Origin of the sequence: Streptomyces sp. NPDC050388 (genome assembly GCF_040655635.1) — a bacterium.
Taxonomy (GTDB): domain Bacteria; phylum Actinomycetota; class Actinomycetes; order Streptomycetales; family Streptomycetaceae; genus Streptomyces.
Genome location: NZ_JBFAKH010000023.1, coordinates 92,007 through 108,485 on the forward strand (window position 1 = coordinate 92,007; position 16,479 = coordinate 108,485).

Genomic DNA, 16,479 nt, shown 5'->3' on the forward strand with positions numbered 1-16,479 from the left:
ATCGGGGCGCGTCACGTGAAGGTGGCTGGACCCCGGTCATTCGTCGCCGAACGCGCACTCGCGCTCATGATCTTGTTCGTCGAGCAGCGGTCTTCTTCGCCGCCCTCCGCGCAGGTACAGCCGCGGACCCGGGGTCCGTCGGTTCGGCGTCCAGGACCTGGGAGGCGAGCGTGAGCCAAGCTCGGGCGTCCGCGCCGTCGAGGTCGTCGGTCCACATCAAGGTGCCGTTCGGACCGCCGCCCTTGTCCCATGGCCCGATGCCGTTCTTCGCGTACCACTCCTTCTTGCGCTCCCACTTCCGCGCGTAGTCGGGGAGGTCGAGCATGCCAGCGTGTTCCCAGAAGACCGTGCGGCCGTCCTGTGCGGCCACAGTGAAGTCGGGACGGACAACGCGCCCGTCCGCGCCCGTGAGCGGCTCCTCGTACCGCCACCGCCCTGGTGCCAGGCGGTCGAGGAGGCCCGCGATGATGACCTCGTTCTTCGAAGCCATAGGCGTGCCGTCGGCGGACACGTGCATCAGCTTGCGGTCGAATCTGCGGGCCTGGCCCCGCACGTCGAGTGTGAACGGCTGCGGGGCTTCGAAGAGGTCGGTCAGTCTGCGGGCGGTTTCGGAGTTGCTCGGCCGGGCGAAGGCACGGAGGTCTGCCAGGGTGCCCTCATGAAGGATGACGACTTTGTCCTTCTGCCGGGTCAACGCCGTGTACATGAGTTCCCGGGACAGGTTGGCCCGGGCGGGCAGAACCAGGAAGGTCGTGCCGAATTCCGAGCCCTGTGACTTGTGCACCGTGACGGCCCATGCCAGTTCCAGCGGAGCATCGTCCTTGTTCGACGGCTGGTAGCTGTACTCGTGGCCGGGTTGTGAGGAGAACTCCACGCCGAGCCTCAATGCGTTCTTCCGCCTTTTCGAGGCGGGTGTGGGCCATGCGATGGCGACACCGATCTCGCCGTTGGCGACGTAGTTCATCGCGTTGTCCCGCGGCCACGCGCTCATGCGCTTGTTGACCGTCTGCATGACCTTGTCGCCACGCACGATCTGCTCGGGCCCGATCGGTGAGGGGATGTTCCAGCTCCAGGTGTTGCGCTGGGCCCAGGCGGTGTCCTTGGCGCGGTACACGCGTTTGATGTGCCGGTTGAGTTCGACGGTTCCGAAGGCACGGGAGCGGGTCGGCGAGAGGATTTGCCATTTCTCGGCCTGGACGCCGGCACCTCGCTGCCAGTTGACGTACTTGCCGTTGACGCTGGCGCCGTAGGTGAGAGCGAACTCCCGCACCGGGTCGTCCGCCGTGTCCAGACCGAGTACCTGGTCGAGGGCGTCCGTGAGTGCCTGCACCGCGGTGCGTTTTCCCCAGGGGGCGTACTGGAGGGTGGGGAGGTTCGGGTTGGTCGCCAGTTCGTCCCAGATCGTCTCGTCGCCGGCGCCGCGGGTGGCGCCGCCGAACCAGGCGGCGAGTTCGAGGTCGTGGCGAGTGCCATGGCTGCCGTCCGGCAGCTGGCGCCTGGGCACCTGCAACTCCACGTATCCGGGGGCGACCCGCACTCCGGTCGGAAAGTCCTTCGAGCGCAGCTTGTTGACCAGGTCGACGAACGGCCGTCCGGCTCCGATCGGGGGCAGTTGGCGCGGGTCGCCCACCAGCACCAGCCGTTTGACGCCGGTGAACGAGTCCAGCGTCGCGGCGAGCATCTCCTCGGTCAGCATGGACGCCTCGTCGATCACGACGAGTCCGTAGCTCCGCCGGAGGCCTTGATCCCCCAGTACCAGATACCGGCCGGTCTCGGCGTCGTAGCGACCGGTGGCGGTCAGGTAGGAGGCCAGGGTCTTCGCCGGCCGTTCGACCTTCGTCTCCAGCTGCACCTTCGCCTTGCCCGTAGGGGCGAGGAGAAGGACCTCCCCGGCTGCCGCGCCGGGGTAGTCGACGAGGGCGCGCAGCAGGGTCGTCTTGCCCGTTCCGGCCGGTCCGATGAGTACGGAGAGGCGCGCGTCGTGCAGGGCGGAGAGCCCCGCGGCCTTCTCCGTCCTGGCTCGTTCCTCGAGTTCGTCGGCGTGCGCGCCGTCCGCGGTGCCGTCCTGGACCTGGTCCCGGTCCAGCGCGGCGTCGAGAACTGTGCGGGCGTCGGTGATCTCGCCCAGCAGGGGAAGGGCCTGCTGCTCCGCCACCCAGTCGCGGATGACGTCCGCGGTCTGCTCCAGCCGGTCGAGCTTGTAGGCGGGGGTCCCGTCGGCGAGGCGGACGCTGGTCAGCGGTGACCAGTGCGGCCAGTCGGCGACCGTGTCGTGGTCAAGGTCCAGGCCGTTGAGGATGTCGTGCGTCAGGGGCGGGAGCTGGGTGAGCGCCATGTGACGGGTCTGTTCGAGGGCCTCGTCCAGCGGGACCAGGGTGTCCCCCTGGAGGCACTGGCGCTCCAGTACCTCGGTGAGAAGGGCCTCGATCCGTCGGCGGTCCAGTGGTTCTTCGAGGCCCACCTCGTCCGGGACGGGCGGTCGCCACGTGACATGTGTCGGCGGGAACATCGCGCGGTCGACTGCGGCGAAGGGGACGTGGAAAGGCGAACCGTAGGTGCAGGTCGCGGCGTAGTACGGGTTCTCGAGGAGCTCCTCGGCGGCCATCTCGACCTCGGTCTCGCCTTCGAGCAGCTTGCGCACCTGGTCCGGGCTGATGTCGAGTCCGGACAGGAGACGCAAGACCGCTTGACGTTCGGCCGGGAGCTTGTTCCAGATACGTGCCTGGATGGGACCGAGATAAGGCTTCAGCGCGTGCGGGGCGTGCCCCGGGTTGGCGACGACGGTGTGCAGCAGGTCCCAGGGGTCAGTATCCTCCCCTGCTTCCGTGAGCACCGCTCGTGCGGCGACATACGGCTGCTGCACTCCGATGTGGGCGAGGACACCGGGCAGGCCGGGGACCGGGCCGCGGAGTTGCCAGAGCCGTTCGGTCTGTGCCGTCAGCCAGGTCATCGCGGACTCAGGGACGGTCAGGCCGAGCTCACGCATGCCCTCGGCCGCCGACTTCAGGGACTCAAGGGATTCGATGGCCGCGTCGTCGGAGAGGTGTTCCGTGACATAGGAGAACTCGACATCGCGGCCTTCGGGTGCCCAGGCCAGTGCTTTGTCGATGTCGGCGCCCTCGTCCACCAGCGGCAGGAGCCGCTGGTAGGGAAGCAGGACGCCCTCCGTCATGTCGGGGCGCAGGGAGTGCTCCACGATCGTCTCCCACATGGAGGAGTCGAACGGCTGCTCCCCGCTCTGGTTCCACATCGGTGGCCGGGTCACGCCCGCGACGTGCGCGGCGCCGACCAGCAGGCGGTCGGTGCGTTGCTCCTGCAGCGGGGAGTGCTTGAGGTAGACGAATACCAGGCTGTCCTTCCGCGCGACCGGCTCGAAGAACGCCTCGATGACCGCCTGCTGGTTGCCGCCGTCCATCACCCATGACGACTGGGATTTCAGGACCTGGTCGGTATGGTCCTCGGCGCGCTGGTCGAACGCGGGCACTCTGGCGTGACCGATCTCGCCGTCCAGGGAGGCGCGGTTCATCCAGCGGAAGGGGACGGCCTCGAACGCGTACCCGGGGACGCTGACGGGGGTGTCGAGCAGGCTGTCGCGGAGCGCGGAGTTGTTCCTGTAGGGGTGCTGCTTGACGACGGTGTACCCGACCGGCGACATGAAGGTGGCCCGCTCGCTCAGGCAGGGCAGTCGGTTCGCGTCCAGACTCCCGATGGGAGCGCCGGCGTTGTCCTCCTCGAAGTCGTCCTCGCGGCCCTTGCCGATCGCCGCGAGCAGCGTGCACGAGGAGTTGCCCGACGGATCGTCGCAGAGGAAGTGGTCCCACGGCCGGTCCCTCCACGGAACTCTCATCGACAGATGCTTCACGCCGCTCATCCTGATGTCCTGTCACCTGAGTTCGTCGATGGCCCGGGCCGACCGGTCCGGGCGAGAGTAAAACCGCTCATGTCCGGGTGATTCGAGCCTGCCCGTCACTTGTCCGTGGCCCAGCCGGTGTGCCTCAGTGTCGGCATGAGCCGAGTGAGTACGTACGCGATGACGGGCGTCTCACGGTCCTCGTCCTGGAAAACGAACGCGTGCTGGAAGCGTTCCGTGTCCTGCGGCTTCGCCAGGTCGAGGGACGGGTCGAGTGACACACCCGGGCGGGACACCAGTTCTCTCAGGAGTGGCGTCCCACAGCCCTCCGCCAACTGTGCCGTGGTGAGAGCGCGCTTCTGCCTCGGCCGTCCGTCGGTCTGCGGCAGGGAGAGAAAGGCCGTGATCCGCCGACGCTCCGGGGTGACTTCGACGATGCCGGCACGGTGCCGCCCGTGCAGGTTGGCCAGTGCGGCGGGCATCTCCGGTAACAGCGGCACCTGTTGCAGGACCACGTCCCTCTCGCCGTTGTCCCACTGCGTATCGTGGATGGTCAGCCGCGGACGGCCGGCGGCTTCCAGATGCCACTCGGTGGCGAATCCGGCGGTCTGCACACCTGAGGTCGTGGCGCCCTGCTTGGGCACGTAACTGCGCGCGTGTTTCAGGGTGATGGTGGGTCCGAATCGTATCAAGTGCCTGCTCCTGTGCAGTACTGAGGGCTTCTCGGAGACTCCGAAAAGGGTTCCCTGAGCGCGTTCGTTCATCCCACATCGGATATGGCACTTGATTCACGGAGTCGGGCCGTGAAGTGAAGATCCCGTTGGGCAGGCGTGACACGGATAGGGTGTGCCTGTCGTCTTGTACGGGGTCGGCGGCAGGGACGCCAAGTCGGCGGTACGGTGCAGGAAGAGGGCATGGCGACACACCTGATCATCATCAGCGACCGCGAGCCGCTGGCGTGGGTGCTGAGGACGCAGCGGATGGCGTTCCCGGCCGGCCGGGCCGTGACCGGGCTGCCCGCCGAGGGCGACCGGGTCCTCCTGTACACGACGCGTGGCTGCTACTGGAATCCGACGCGTGACCGCGGCCGGATCATGGGGCTGGCCGTCGTCACCTCGTCCGTCGAGATGCTGCCGGAACCCGTCGTCTTCGGTGAGAGGCGGTTCACATCGGGGTGCACGCTGCGTTTCGAGGGGCTGGCGCCGATGCGTGAGGGTCTGGTGCTCGCCGAGCTGGTGCCGAGGCTGGAGGCCTTTCCGGACCCTCGCTCCTGGAGCGTACGCATGCGGCGGGCCTCTCTCCCCTTCCTCCGGCGGACGCGGAACTCCTGGTCCGCGAGCTCCAGCCACTGCTCAAGCCACGAGCGGCTGTCCTGGCCGACTACACGCGGGGGACCGCGTGGCATGACGGCACCTGACCGGAACCGGTCGATCTTGGCTCCGGCCTCCGTAGACTGAACGACGCACCGTGTGTGACCGGCGGGGCACGGCCGTCCGGGAACCCCCGCGGACTCCGGACCGTTCCACTGCCGCCGAGTGGATCTGATCCAGGATGAGGGGCAGGGGGACGCGGAGCGGCATGCAGGCCCTGGACGTGGAGAAGGACCCGGATCAGTGCCGCCGTCCAGCCGACGATGCGATCGGTGAGACTGGCCACGGAGAAGTACGCGACGATGAATCCGGCAAAGAGGGCTAAGCTGCACCACCCGCCGCCGTCAGGGAGGGTGTAGCCCTTGGAGGTTCGCTCGAGCCCGAGGTCGACGGCTCCGGCGACTCCCCAGAAGAATGCACCGGACGCCACCGCGCCGAGTGCGACTCTCCACCCCGCGTTTGTCACGCCGGAACCCTAAGCGGCACGCCAGAGATCGACGAGGGCGTCGGCGAACACCACGGTACGGAGGCGGTTCGCCACCGGTCAATGCTGGAAACCAGCAGCGTTCCGGGGGTGACGACCACCGGGCGTCAGCGCTACGTGTGGCGCGGCCGGCCCGTGCCGATGCGACGGGCCTCCGTCAGGGCCTCCGTCAGGGCGTCCGTCCACCCCGTCGCCCCTGGCAGCGCGGCTGAGGCCGGTGAGGGCGCAACGAGGTACCCCGCCTGCACAGCACGCCTCACCGGCACCTGGGACAGCCGGCGTACTCCACGCCCAGACCGACCTCGATGACACCCACGGCCATGCCGCGCAACTCCTCCAAACGCTGCAAGGTGATCACCGGGAAGAGTGGCGTGGACAGGCCACCGCACCCGGGGCCGGGGGTGGTGCGTCACACGACATGGCGGCACGGGGCAGGTGCCCGGGGCCGCGAGAGAAGAGCCTTCGCTACATTTCCAAGGGCCCGTCAGGTGGCGTCCGCCATGGGCGTGTTACGCCTTTAGGGGGAAACCGCCCTGGGATGCGGCGCGCCTCACCCCGGAAAAGACTGTGGGCGTGATCTTTCCTCCGGTTGTCTCCCGTTTGTGCGATTGAGGTTCCCGATGAATCCGAATCATGCCGCCTGTGCACTCCACGGAACGGGGCACCGGCCTGTCCCGCCGGGTCCGAGCGGACACGGCAAGGCCTGCGCGCGGCGGGAGCGGATACATCTGGTACTGGCGTGCTCCGCAGCGGGCATGCTGCTCACGGGCTGCTTCGTTGCCGGTCACACCACAACCGGTGACCGGGCCGGACGCCCCCTGGCACAGCATCAGGCACCTTTGCCGCCGGCGAACAGCAAGCCGGCCCAAGCGCCGCCAGGCCTCCCCGGCACACGGGTGCCGACTCCGACGGATGTGAACCACGCGCTCGCCCGTTTGCTCGAACCGATTCGGGCACAGAGCGGCACTCAGGTGTCGGTCGCCGTTCTGGAGCCCAGGACCGGCCGACGGACGGTGTACGGCTCACAAACACACGTCACCGCGAGCGTGGCGAAGGTGAACATCCTGGCGGCACTGCTGCTGCGTGCCCAGCGCGAAAGACGGTCGCTCACCTCGTGGGAGACATCCACCGCCGCCTCGATGATCCAGAGCAGCGACAACGACTCCGCAGATGCCCTGTGGCAACGTATCGGCGGCGGCCCAGGGCTCGCTGACGCCAACAAGGCCCTGGGGCTGACCTCCACCCAAGCAGGACCAGGTGCCCACTGGGGCCTCACCCGCACCACCGCGGCAGACCAACTCACCCTGTTGAGCGACGTGTTCGCCGAACATTCACCGCTCAGCAAAGCCTCACGCCACCTGATCCAGACCTTCATGGGCCGGATCGACGCCGACCAGGACTGGGGAGTGTCCGCGGAAGGCAGCCGTTGGCAACTCAAGAACGGCTGGCTGCAGCGCTCCCGATCGCAACGCTGGGTGATCAACAGCATGGGGCGAGTCGAAGCACACGGGAGCACGTTCTACGTCGTCATCCTCTCTCACGGCAGCCCGAGCATGTCTCACGGCATCTCCACGGTGGAGCGAGCAGCGCGGACAGCCGTACATGCCCTTCGCAGCACCGCCCCTCCCGTGTCCCCGATCATCCACTGACCTCTTTCCTGCCGGCCCGAGGCCGCATCTACTGCCCATGGAGAAGGAGGGCCTGGTGGGCGACGGTCGTCTTGCCGCCTTCCCCTGCCAGGACCGGACCTCACGAGCACCGGTGTCCACTCGCCCGGTCGTAGCCGCCCACGTGAGTGAGGGAGGTCAGCAGTACATCAGCGGCCGGCAGGCAGGGGCCCGGAGCGCGTTACGGAGGCCGCAGCGTCTCGTCATCGACCTGTTGGGGATGAGGGTCGAACCTGTTCCAGGCGGGGCGCCACCCAACCGAGGAACGGTCCCCGTCGGCTTGACTCGGCCATGGAGACTCCGCCGACCTTGTCGGGCGCACCTCACCGCCTGATCATCGGGCAAACATCCGATTATGGGGCCGCCGGGCGGGCCTCACCGCCCCCTTCGCTGGTGTCATGACTGCGCATACCCCCACACCTCGTGACCAGGGGTCAGATCACCCTTACGCACCGTTACTTCGCTGCGTGCCGAGGGGAGATCTACATCACAGTGGCCCGACGCAAAAGCCCGCCGGTCGCTGCGCAGGCTTCCCGGCACGAGCAGCGATCGGCGGGCGGGCACCCAGGAGGTACTGCTATGAGTGTGACCTCGGCGAACCGACTTTCAATCCCCCGGCTGCGAGACTGGACTGCCGTCCTCGTCGTCATCGTGGTCGTCTACGTCCCCGTCGCGCAGATCCAAGACGTTCTGACCAGCTTGATCGCACTGTCAGCAGTCCTGGTCTGCGGCTCTGCGGTGAGTGCAGTATCAGCCCGACGGTCGCAGACAACCGCGTGACCGCCGCCTAGACCCGACGAGGCCCCCTGGCCTTCCCTCCCCCGGAGAGCCAGGAGAGCCGCCCGTGCCCCAGACTGCCCGATCCAGCAGGAAACCACGGGGAACACCGGGCAGTCACAGTAGCCGGACACGAGAACGGCCCCGACCGAACACCCGGGCCAGGGGCTGTTCTCACCGCGCATCGCGCGGAGGCGGTGGGATGTGAGCCCACGGTGACATCGCAGCCAGGACGGTTCACTCACTCGGTCCGGCCCATCTTGGCCAGAGGATGGCCACGGGAGCTGGGTGGGTGCCGCTCAAGCTGCCGGCTACGACCGGACGGCCAACCATCGTGGAAGGCCCGGCGGCCTCTTCGTCCGAAGCAGCTCGGGTGGGCGTCCGCCCGCGGGCCGGAGTACCTCTCACCTGGTGCGACGGTGCACAGGCGTCCGTGCTTGTCCGCCGCTGTTCCTCTGTGTCGTCACGCAGTCGGACACTCATTCGGCGCGATCTGCCTGGAAGACGCTGCGCGGCTTTTACGGGGAGCCTGCCGCCTGCGTCAGATGGCCGTGCCGTCAGGTCACGAGAAACCGTGCTGCTCACGGGCGGTCGTGCGCGTACCGCCGGTCTGAACCACGGGGGTGGAAACCTGTGCTGTACGCACACGAGGTGGTCCTGGACGAACTCGCCCAGGGGCTCAGACCGACGGCCGAGGGCGCCGAGTGGTTCGAGGGCCTCTCGGAGGATGACCGACGCAAGGTCTCGCACCCTCTGGTGCTGTTCTGCGGGCAAGCCCGCGCCTGCGAGGAGGACGTGCCGGAGGGCATTGCACGTTCCGGCATTCGCCCCCCTCACACGCCGGCGGTGATGCTCACGAAGTGGCGCTTCGGGATGGAGGGCTTCCGGCCTACCAACTCACCAATTCCTTCCGTCTGCTCGTCGTCCTCTTCAGCATCGCGGACACCCGCAGGCGGACGCTGTACTGTGCCGGGGAATGTGGTCACGCGCAGCACAATCTGCCGGATCCGCCACGCGGCGCAGAACGGTCTTTGTCGGTCGCCGTTGGGTGGTGACGAGCGACCTCGGACGGCCCAGGGACGGCCCGGATAAGCGGAATCGGTGCATCTCATTTCGGAGCCGGCGGGTACGGTGCGGCCGCGATCAAGCATGGGGTTCGGGGAGGGGATTTGGGAGCGAAGACGGGTCTGCTCGTGCACGTCGACAACGACGTGCCGGACCAGTCGCGGCGGGTGGGGCCGACGGACCTGGCGCGGACGACAGGTCAGAACAGGGCCTGTCGTCGCTGTGGGGCGGCTGTTTCGGTCCGCGCACGGCTCGTCGCGGTAGCGGCCACGTCCTTGCTGGCTGCAGGTTGCGGCATGCTGGACGATCCGGTCAAGGACCGCTGGGAGTCCAGAACTGAGTTTTCAAGTTGTGGCGAAGTGAGCTTGGCTCAGGGTGAGGAGCTACAGAAGCAGGCGGTGCGGGAAATCGTCTGTCTCCGGCAAGCTCTGAAGAGCGGTGAGAGCGCAGAACTGAAGGTGACTTACCCCACTGTGGAGGGTGACCCGATTCGCGAGTACTACCGCTTGTCGCCGCAAGGCAGGCTCGAGGTGTACACCGACAGCACGGACGACCTCTACTCGGACCAGAAGTGGTCGTTTGCTGAGTGCTACACCCCGGAATGGTTGGCTGAGATTTCCTGCGATCAATGAACACTTTCACGATCGAGGAGGAGGACACGGGGCGCGCTGACACGGTGGGGGCAGGATCAGCACGCCGGACACGGCCGACCGGCTCACCGCGCGCCACCACCTGAGAGTACCTACGCTTGAGGGGTAACCGCCGAGCAGGCGGGGATTCCGCATTGAGCGGGTGGCGGTTCAGCTCTCCACAGCACCAGAAGGCGGTCCAGCCATGGCTACTGCATCCGAGACCCCCGTACTCGACACGATCGCCGCCATGACGATCGATTCCGTCGAGCACTGCCACATGGACGAGCGAACGCTCATCCAGGCTCGCATCGCCGCGCTCGTGGCGATGGACGCACCGGCGATCTCCTACCTGGCCCACATCAACCCCGCGATCAAAGCCGACTTCACGGTCGAACAGTTGCAGGACCTTCTCGTCGCCATCGCCCCCGTCGTGGGGACAGCGCGCGTCATGTCTGCCGCAGGCCACATCGCCCGGGCGTTCGGTGTCACACTCGCCCTGGCCGACAGCGAAGCCGAAGCCATAGCCCAGGCCGAAGCCGACAGCCGCAGCACCTCTTAGACGGTCCCGTCCGGGTGGAGGACCGGGCTGCGTTCATTCTGGAGCGATTGCTGTTTAGAACGATCCACCTGCCTTGATCGCTTTGACGGGTTCCGGCGGGCATGCGATCGAGTGACGGCGTATCGGGCCTTGCCGGGGACGGTCGGATCCTCCAGCAGTTCACGGGACAGACCGTTCGGCGACACCGTCATCGACTTCACGTCGGCACCCTGAACACCACCGTCGGCCAGGGCGAGCGACACGCTGCCGGAGGTCTCGATCCGGTGATCCGTCGTCGTACTCATCAGGTGACTCCTCCGGGAGGCCCACACCTGATGCACAGCACTCCCGGCGCGGCTGCTGCACCTGGACACACCATGGACGCCGGCCGACCCGGCCAAAACGGTCCGCCACGGGTGTCAGGCGAGGGGCGAAGTCCGCTCGATGTCGAGGTCCAGGAAGTGGGCTGAGCAAGAGATGCACGGGTCGTGGTTGCGGATGGCCCGCTCGCACAGCCGGGTGAGCTCGGACTCGGAATCCTCTCCGCGGTCGAGCCCGGCCTGGACCAGGCGGCGCAGGTCCTCCTCGATCGCGCCCTGGTTCTGGGCGGTCGGCGGGACGAGGCAGGCGTCGGTGACGCGGCCTGCGTCGTCGAGTGCGTAACGGTGGTAGAGCAGGCCACGTGGCGCCTCCGTGGCGCCGTGCCCGACGCCGCTCCGGGCAGGCACGTCCACGTGCGGACGGGCCGGACGCTCGTAGTCGGCGATGATCCTCAGGGCCTCCTCCACTGCGTACAGGACCTCCACGGCGCGGACGAGGATGCTGCGGTAGGGGTTCGTGCGGACCTCGCCCCGCCCGGTGCCCGCTGCCCGCGGGCCCAGCGGGGGAGCGCCCAGTCCGGCTTCCCGGGCCGCTTCCAGGGCCGTCGGGGAGAGCAGATGGCCGTTGACGGCGTAGCGGGCGAGGGACCCGGCGAGATGCCGTCGGCCGTCCAGTCGGGAGTGCAGGGCAGTGGAATGGGAAACCTGCTCCTCGGTGACATGGTCGGAGAAGTCCCGGAGCGGGAAGCTGCGCGGCGCGCGTGTCCCTTCGTAGGGGAGCACGGTGGGGACGCCGGACTCGATGGCGTAGGTGCCGGGCTCGGCGAGGGCCAGCAGGTCGGCGGTGCACTCGGCGTCGGGGAAGTCGAAGCCGGCGACCCACCGCACGGTGTCCCAGGCGTCGTCCAGAGCGGTACGCAGGCGCTCCGCCAGGGGGCGGAGTTCGGCGCGGGTCGGGGTGCGGTGGAAGCCCCCGACACGAACGTTGACGGGGTGGATCGCGCGCCCCCCGAGCAGTTCGATGACGGCGTTGCCGGTCTGCTTCAGCCGCAGGCCGCGCTCGACGTGCGGCCGGTGGGAACGGGAGAGGCCGATCACGTCGTCCTGATCGAGGAAGTCCGGGGCGTGCAGCAGGTGGATGTGCAGCGTCTGGCTCTCGATCCACTCGCCGCAGTACAGCAGGCGGCGCAGGGCGGCGAGTTGGCCGTCGACGACGGCACCGCACGCGTCCTCGATGGCCCGGCAGGCACTCAGTTGGTAGGCGACCGGGCAGATCCCGCAGATACGGGAGGTGAGGTCGGGAGGTTCGGTGTGAGCACGGCCTCGGAGGAAGGCTTCGAAGAACCGTGGAGGCTCGTAGATGCCGAGCCGGACCTCGGTGACGGTACCGTCGTGGATCCGCAGATGCAGCGCGGTCTCGCCCTCGACACGGGTGAGTGCGGCGATGCGCAGGACCTGGGACCGGGTCGTGGGCTCGCTCATCCGGGTCCTTCCTCCTCGACGGCGGTGAAGGCGGTCACGTTGAAGGTGTGCAGGAACCTGCCGATGTCCTCCTCGCTCATCCCGTCGCGGTGCAGGAGCGGGACGAGCGCGGGAAGGTTCGTCGTGCCTGCCGGCCCGAAGCAGCCGTAGCAGCCGCGCCCGTAGGTCGGGCACAGGGCTCCGCAGCCCGCGTGGGTGACGGGACCGAGGCAGGGCGTGCCGTGGGCGACGGTGACGCAGACGTTGCCGCGCCGCTTGCAGGCGAAGCAGACGGCGTGGTTCGGGATGCCGGGCTTCCGCCCGGAAAGGAAGGCGGTGATGACCTCCACGAGCTGGCCTCGGTCGATGGGGCAGCCGCGCAGCTCGAAGTCGACGGGTACGTGGGCGGAGATCGGTGTGGAGGTCGCGAGGGTTTCGATGTAGTCGGGGCGGGCGTAGACCGTCGCCAGGTACCCCTCGACGTCGGCGTAGTTGCGCAGCGCCTGCACGCCTCCGGCCGTGGCGCAGGCGCCGATGGTGACGAGGCGGCGGGAGTCGGCACGGATGCGCCGGACACGGTCCAGGTGCTCGGGGGTGCTGACCGATCCCTCGACGAGCGCGAGGTCGTACGGGCCGGGCGCGACCTCACTGGATGCCTCCAGGAAGTGGGCGATCTCCAGCTCGTCGGCGATGCCGAGCAGTTCGTCCTCGCAGTCGAGGAGGGTGAGCTGACAGCCGTCGCACGAGGCGAACTTGAACACGCCGAGCCGGGGGCGGGAGGGCGGCTGGGGTGTGGTGGAGGTGCTCATCTCACAGTTCCCGTACGGTGAGCAGGGGCTCGGCCTGGGTGTAGCCGACGACCGGGCCGTCGCGGCAGAGCAGCAGGGGCCCGAGCTGGCAGTGTCCGCAGTGGCCGGTGGCGCAGCGCATGTTGCGTTCGAGGGAGACCTGGATGCGGTCGGGGCGCACCCCCCGGTGGGTCAGGGCACGGGCGGTCGCGCGGATCATGACTTCGGGGCCGCAGACGAAGGCGGTGGTCGCCGCCGGGGTGAACAGGGCTTCGCCGAGCAGCGTGGTGACGACTCCGACCCGGCCGGTCCAGTGGCCGGAGGGCCGGTCGGCCGTGACGGCGCCGAACGGCCGTCTCCAAGCGGGGAACTCGTCCTGGTACAGCAGATCGTCGGGGGTCCGGGCGCCGACGAGAACGTTCAGCCGCCCGTACGCGTCCGACTCGGCCAGAACGGCCTCGATCAGGGGGCGCAACGGGGCGAGTCCGATGCCGCCGGCGATGACGAGCAGGTCGTGGCCGCGAGCGGCGGCCGTGTCCCAGCCGGTACCGAAGGGGCCGCGCACCCCGACCGACGCGCCGATGCGCAGCTCGCACAGGGCACGCGAGACGGCCCCGACGGCGCGCACCGTGTGCGTCAGGCGCCGGCCGTGGGGGATCCGGGAGACGGACACGGGGATCTCGCCGACGCCGAACGCGTACACCATCGCGAACTGCCCTGGTGCGAAGGGGTGCAGGGGCTCCCCGGCCGGCTCCAGCACGAGCGTGACCGTGTCGCGCGTCTCCTCCCGGCGGTCCACCACTCGGTGGGGGAGTGGAGTGAGGGTCATGGCGTCGGCCTGCTCTGCCGCGGACCGTACAGGTCGAGCAGCCGGGTCCGGGTGGCTCTCAGCCGGTCTCCGATGGTCTCGGCGACCGCGGTGACCAGCGCCAGGCCCAGCGCGGGGTGTTCGGCGCAGAGATCGCGTACCGCGGCGGCGTCGAACTCCCAGGCCCGGACGGGAGCGCGGGTCTCGGCGCCGAGGTGCCACTGCCGGGGCGGGCACAGCCATGACCAGCCGAGCAGGTCGCCCGGGCCGATCGTCTCCACGACGGCGCGCCCGCGGCCGGGCACCTGGACGTCGAGGGCGACCGTTCCGCTGCGGATGACCCAGAAGCGGTCGGCGTCCTGGCCCTCCTCGAAGATCCGTGCGGCGCCGGGGTAGGCGGCGTCGCGGGCGAGGGGCATCAACCGCGCGAGGTGTTCCGCGGGGACGGCGTCGAGCATCCTCGCGTCGGCGGGCCCGCCCGGGTGCGCGGTCACGGTGCGGTCCGCTTCCGCCGGTCCTCCAGGTGCAGGGCGTGGGCCTCCTCGGTCAGGTCGATTCCGGTGGGGCACCAGACGATGCACCGGCCGCAGCCGACGCAGCCGGAGCTGTCGAACTGGTCGTGCCATGTGCCGATCTTGTGGGTGAGCCACTGGCGGTAGCGGCTGCGCGGGGTGGCCCGGACCGGACCGCCGTGCAGGAGTGAGAAGTCCAGGTCGTAGCAGGAGTCCCAGCGGCGCCAGCGCTCGGCGTGGTCGCCGGTCAGGTCGGTCACGTCCTCGGTGGTCGTACAGAAGCAGGTGGGGCAGACCATGGTGCAGTTGCCGCAGCTCAGGCACCGGGCCGTGACGTCGTCCCAGCGTTCTGCCTCCAGGGTGTCCCGCATCAGCGTGCGCAGGTCAACCGGCGGCATGGACCGGCCCATGCGTTCAGCGGCCTCGCGCACGGCGTGGACCGCGGCTGCTCGGGTGGGCTCGTCGGCGCCGCGGTGCGGCAGTTCCGCGAGCACCGCGGCTCCCTCCGCGCTCCCGCTGCGGCACCAGAAGCGGTGGCCGGCGGCGTCCACGACCTCGGTGAGGGCGAGGTCGTATCCGGCGTCCGCGGCCGGTCCCGTCCCCATCGACACGCAGAAGCAGGTGGCACCCGGCTCGGTGCACTCCACCGCGATCAGGAAGGCCCCCGTCCGCCGGGAGAGGTAGGCGGGGTCGCGGTACCGGCCGCCGCTCATCACTCGGTCCAGGATCTGGATGGCCCGCAGATCGCAGGGCCGCACACCGAGGAACGCGTACGAGACGCTCTTCGGTCTCTCCTCGCGCACGGTCAGTTCGCCACCGGGGTGACGGTCCGCGGTCCACTGGCGGACACGTTCCGGGTGCAGGAACGACTTCCACGACTGCGGCCCCGCGCTGTGCGCGAAAGCGGCTCCGTCCGCACGCGGGCGGACCCGGTACCGCCCCGCCTCCAGCTCGACCCCCCAGCCGTACGGCAACGCCTCCGCGGAGTCGAGCTCGTCGAGAACGATCGCGCCGTCGCGCACGGTGGGGCCGATCACCGTGCGGCCGCGGCGTCGCAGGGCACGCACCAGCGCGTCCAGGCCGTCGCGGTCGAACACCGCCTCGACTCCGTCGTGGGGGGCCGCTTCTGCATCTTCACGATCGGTCATCCGCTGCCCTCGATGTTCGCGCCCTTCGCCCCCGGGAGGAGCAGAGGCATTTGCCACAGTCCCCGCATCACAGGGCCGTACAGTGTGCAATCGGTCACGAACAGCGTGTCAGGTGCGCGACTGTCCGGGAGGCAGCCGAGTCGGCGTGTCCCGTCAGATGGACCGGTCCGGACGCGGCTGCCCCGAGAACCATCCGTCGGCGCTCACTCGGCCCGCAGACCGCGCACCGACCTCTCGTGGTGCCGCTCGACATCCACCGCGATCCACCGGGCCACATGCGGCACCGCGCAGGCCACCGCCGGAGTGAGCCCCGTCCCCAGCGAACGGTCCGCTCCTTCGACCGCGTAGACGACGAGGCGGTCAGGGCTGCGCCCGAGGCTGTCGGCGAGACGCTGCGCCTCGGTGAGACCGAACCCGTGCGTGCTGTGCCTTGCCGGTGCGGTGCGACGCAGGACGCCGTCCGAGGCCGTACACCACCGGTGCGTTCGCCCCGGGTGTGCCGAAGGCGGGAAACACGCGTCGACAACGACTGCGAGGCCGGTGTTCTCCCAGAGTCCGATCAGTCGGCCAGGGTCCGCGTCACACTGCGCGAGCACGGTGCCCGAGGGCAGCGGCCACAGCGCGGCCCGATCCCTCAACAGCGCGACAACGGCCCACCCGACCCCGTCGTCCCGGCGGAACTCGTTGCCGATCCCGATGACCACCGTGCTGACGAGCGGCTTCATTCGACTGCTCCTTCGTTCGACGCGTCGGCGTACCTGTCGCCTTCGCGGTGGAGTGGTGACGGAGGGCTGCGGCCGCAGCGGATCGGTGGTCGAGCCGTGGGAAGAGGTGCGGGCACCCAGCATGGAGATTGGCCCGGTCACCGTCGTTTCGCGAGGTGAACCGCGATGACTCTGCCCGTACACCACCGCACCGGCCAGCTCCTGGAACGGCCCTTCCACGCGCTGGGCCGGGGCGAGATCGAAGCCGGCCTGAGCCGACGGCGGAACGCGGCACCCCTCGAGTGCGTGTCCGCGCGTGTCGCGGCGTCCGGCATTCGAGGTTGTACTGAGGGTG

Annotated in this window: 14 protein-coding genes and 1 pseudogene; 6 read left to right on the top strand and 9 right to left on the bottom strand. The window is 69.1% G+C overall.

Going from position 1 to position 16,479, the window contains the following annotated elements; translation table 11 throughout:
- Positions 1-64: 64 nt before the first annotated feature.
- Positions 65-3,847 (bottom strand): AAA family ATPase, encoded by a 3,783-nt coding sequence (locus AB0I73_RS15890; protein WP_363037654.1) that lies wholly within the window; start codon positions 3,845-3,847, stop codon positions 65-67.
- 119 nt (positions 3,848-3,966) lie between these two features.
- A complete protein-coding gene (locus AB0I73_RS15895) occupies positions 3,967-4,542 on the bottom strand; it encodes a hypothetical protein (protein WP_363037656.1) in 576 nt (191 codons plus the stop codon).
- A 222-nt stretch (positions 4,543-4,764) separates the two neighbouring features.
- Between AB0I73_RS15895 and AB0I73_RS15900 the strand changes: the two genes are divergently transcribed.
- The 6 genes and pseudogenes from AB0I73_RS15900 to AB0I73_RS15925 all read left to right on the top strand — a co-directional run bounded on the left by AB0I73_RS15900 (position 4,765) and on the right by AB0I73_RS15925 (position 10,404).
- The gene (locus AB0I73_RS15900; protein ID WP_363037658.1) at positions 4,765-5,307 is read left to right on the top strand and encodes a hypothetical protein; all 543 of its coding nucleotides are present in this window, start codon (positions 4,765-4,767) and stop codon (positions 5,305-5,307) included.
- Positions 5,308-6,459: 1,152 nt separating this feature from the next.
- Positions 6,460-7,353, top strand: a complete 894-nt coding sequence (locus AB0I73_RS15905; RefSeq protein WP_363037660.1) for a serine hydrolase — start codon at positions 6,460-6,462, stop codon at positions 7,351-7,353.
- 1,446 nt (positions 7,354-8,799) lie between these two features.
- Positions 8,800-8,955, top strand: a pseudogene (locus AB0I73_RS15910) (DUF5958 family protein); the annotation flags it as partial.
- 53 nt (positions 8,956-9,008) lie between these two features.
- The gene (locus tag AB0I73_RS15915) at positions 9,009-9,203 is read left to right on the top strand and encodes a DUF5958 family protein (protein ID WP_363037661.1); all 195 of its coding nucleotides are present in this window, start codon (positions 9,009-9,011) and stop codon (positions 9,201-9,203) included.
- Positions 9,204-9,317: 114 nt separating this feature from the next.
- A complete protein-coding gene (locus tag AB0I73_RS15920) occupies positions 9,318-9,845 on the top strand; it encodes a hypothetical protein (protein ID WP_363037663.1) in 528 nt (175 codons plus the stop codon).
- Between the two features lie 202 nt (positions 9,846-10,047).
- Positions 10,048-10,404, top strand: coding sequence for a carboxymuconolactone decarboxylase (locus AB0I73_RS15925; RefSeq protein WP_363037665.1), 357 nt, complete (start codon positions 10,048-10,050; stop codon positions 10,402-10,404).
- Here the strand turns inward: AB0I73_RS15925 and AB0I73_RS15930 are convergent.
- From AB0I73_RS15930 to AB0I73_RS15960, 7 genes are all read right to left on the bottom strand, one after another.
- Positions 10,401-10,688 carry a hypothetical protein gene (locus AB0I73_RS15930; protein ID WP_363037667.1) on the bottom strand — a complete coding sequence of 96 codons (288 nt, stop codon included), beginning with the start codon at positions 10,686-10,688 and terminating at the stop codon, positions 10,401-10,403. The genes AB0I73_RS15925 and AB0I73_RS15930 overlap by 4 nt on opposite strands.
- Positions 10,689-10,802: 114 nt before the next feature.
- Entirely contained in the window at positions 10,803-12,185 is a 1,383-nt protein-coding gene (locus AB0I73_RS15935) for a nickel-dependent hydrogenase large subunit (protein ID WP_363037669.1), read from the bottom strand.
- A complete protein-coding gene (locus AB0I73_RS15940; RefSeq protein ID WP_363037671.1) occupies positions 12,182-12,973 on the bottom strand; it encodes an oxidoreductase in 792 nt (263 codons plus the stop codon). The genes AB0I73_RS15935 and AB0I73_RS15940 overlap by 4 nt, the downstream gene beginning before the upstream one ends.
- A gap of 1 nt (position 12,974) precedes the next feature.
- The gene (locus AB0I73_RS15945; protein ID WP_363037673.1) at positions 12,975-13,781 is read right to left on the bottom strand and encodes an FAD/NAD(P)-binding protein; all 807 of its coding nucleotides are present in this window, start codon (positions 13,779-13,781) and stop codon (positions 12,975-12,977) included.
- Positions 13,778-14,254 (bottom strand): cyclic nucleotide-binding domain-containing protein, encoded by a 477-nt coding sequence (locus AB0I73_RS15950; protein ID WP_363037675.1) that lies wholly within the window; start codon positions 14,252-14,254, stop codon positions 13,778-13,780. The genes AB0I73_RS15945 and AB0I73_RS15950 overlap by 4 nt, the downstream gene beginning before the upstream one ends.
- Positions 14,251-15,420 (bottom strand): 4Fe-4S dicluster domain-containing protein, encoded by a 1,170-nt coding sequence (locus tag AB0I73_RS15955; RefSeq protein ID WP_363037677.1) that lies wholly within the window; start codon positions 15,418-15,420, stop codon positions 14,251-14,253. The genes AB0I73_RS15950 and AB0I73_RS15955 overlap by 4 nt, the downstream gene beginning before the upstream one ends.
- 203 nt (positions 15,421-15,623) lie before the next feature.
- Positions 15,624-16,145: a hydrogenase maturation protease gene (locus AB0I73_RS15960; protein WP_363037679.1), complete on the bottom strand. Its 522-nt coding sequence runs from the start codon at positions 16,143-16,145 to the stop codon at positions 15,624-15,626.
- Positions 16,146-16,479: the final 334 nt, after the last annotated feature.

What these genes read in the sequence shown, in the direction of transcription:
- AB0I73_RS15945 (WP_363037673.1), bottom strand. Translation starts at nt 13,781, where the DNA reads ATGACCCTCACTCCACTCCCCCACCGAGTGGTGGACCGCCGGGAGGAG.
- AB0I73_RS15900 (WP_363037658.1), top strand. Translation starts at nt 4,765, where the DNA reads ATGGCGACACACCTGATCATCATCAGCGACCGCGAGCCGCTGGCGTGG.
- AB0I73_RS15930 (WP_363037667.1), bottom strand. Translation starts at nt 10,688, where the DNA reads ATGAGTACGACGACGGATCACCGGATCGAGACCTCCGGCAGCGTGTCG.
- AB0I73_RS15940 (WP_363037671.1), bottom strand. Translation starts at nt 12,973, where the DNA reads ATGAGCACCTCCACCACACCCCAGCCGCCCTCCCGCCCCCGGCTCGGC.
- AB0I73_RS15925 (WP_363037665.1), top strand. Translation starts at nt 10,048, where the DNA reads ATGGCTACTGCATCCGAGACCCCCGTACTCGACACGATCGCCGCCATG.
- AB0I73_RS15905 (WP_363037660.1), top strand. Translation starts at nt 6,460, where the DNA reads ATGCTGCTCACGGGCTGCTTCGTTGCCGGTCACACCACAACCGGTGAC.
- AB0I73_RS15890 (WP_363037654.1), bottom strand. Translation starts at nt 3,847, where the DNA reads ATGAGAGTTCCGTGGAGGGACCGGCCGTGGGACCACTTCCTCTGCGAC.
- AB0I73_RS15960 (WP_363037679.1), bottom strand. Translation starts at nt 16,145, where the DNA reads ATGAAGCCGCTCGTCAGCACGGTGGTCATCGGGATCGGCAACGAGTTC.
- AB0I73_RS15955 (WP_363037677.1), bottom strand. Translation starts at nt 15,420, where the DNA reads ATGACCGATCGTGAAGATGCAGAAGCGGCCCCCCACGACGGAGTCGAG.
- AB0I73_RS15935 (WP_363037669.1), bottom strand. Translation starts at nt 12,185, where the DNA reads ATGAGCGAGCCCACGACCCGGTCCCAGGTCCTGCGCATCGCCGCACTC.